The sequence below is a fragment of the Bacillus cereus group sp. N12 genome (assembly GCF_016483575.1).
In the GTDB taxonomy this organism is placed as follows: domain Bacteria; phylum Bacillota; class Bacilli; order Bacillales; family Bacillaceae_G; genus Bacillus_A; species Bacillus_A toyonensis.
The window spans coordinates 1-900 of the sequence record NZ_JAEHBO010000187.1 but is presented as its reverse complement, the minus strand read 5'-3'; the positions used below and the strand labels follow the sequence as shown (position 1 = coordinate 900).

Here is a 900-nt window from a genome sequence, read left to right as displayed (position 1 = left end):
TGGTGTTCTCCTAAAGGAAACTATAAAATAAAATGAAATAAGTGAGTGAAACCTATTCCAATACTACAATATATGTTTGACTAACATTTATAGTGCTAAAAATTCAGTATCATTATTAATAATAGACAAAAAGCTCACTTCTTATTTTTTTCAAATAAAAAGCAAAAGTCTCTTTAATTAATAGATTTTAATTTATTTACCAAACAAGCGAATCCAAAATGACTTCTTCTATTCTAAAGCTGATATTAACCGTTCTATAATTGCTACATCATTATAACAATAATTCTAGAATTATTGTTCCCGCTCGAAAAAATACTCAGCTTCCTCCAAGACAAAACAATATTTAAGCAAAGCACTTGAAGCAATTCCTAAGTTCTTAGCTATCTCAGATCCCCAATAAGTTTGAGATATATTTTATTCTCCCTCTGTTCTAAGCTGTTTTCCTTCTAAAAAAGGTAACACCTTCTTTTTCAAATTTTTAAAAAGAGTTTTTATTACCTTTTACAATCATCAATTCATATCGTTATATTTACACGTTAAAATATATTAAATTAAAATTCACTTTCAAATTACCTAAAACAATATCAATTACATTAAAAATAAAAAGGAAATCTATTAATAGATTTCCTTTTTTAAAGGAGGTTTTTATAAAAGCGTAAACAAGTAAACCACTACTCGTCTCACATATAATCTATGTTTTCTTATTCAAAATGGTACGATATTTTTATATTATTTATCTTTTTTAAAACATAAAAAAAGTTTACCAGTATTTAAATAAAAAACACATATTAAGCAAAATACAACAAAAAACATTGATTTTACTAATCTAATCTGACCTATTTATTTCAAAATAAGAAAAGTCACTATTATACAAGCCGTCACATAAATGTATCTATTTAA

At 24.6% G+C, this 900-nt stretch carries 1 pseudogene; it reads right to left on the bottom strand.

The features are described 5' to 3' along the window. Positions 1–234: 234 nt before the first annotated feature. Positions 235–411 (bottom strand): annotated as a pseudogene (locus JDS92_RS31750) (DUF3967 domain-containing protein); the annotation flags it as partial. Between the last annotated feature and the right edge of the window lie 489 nt (positions 412–900).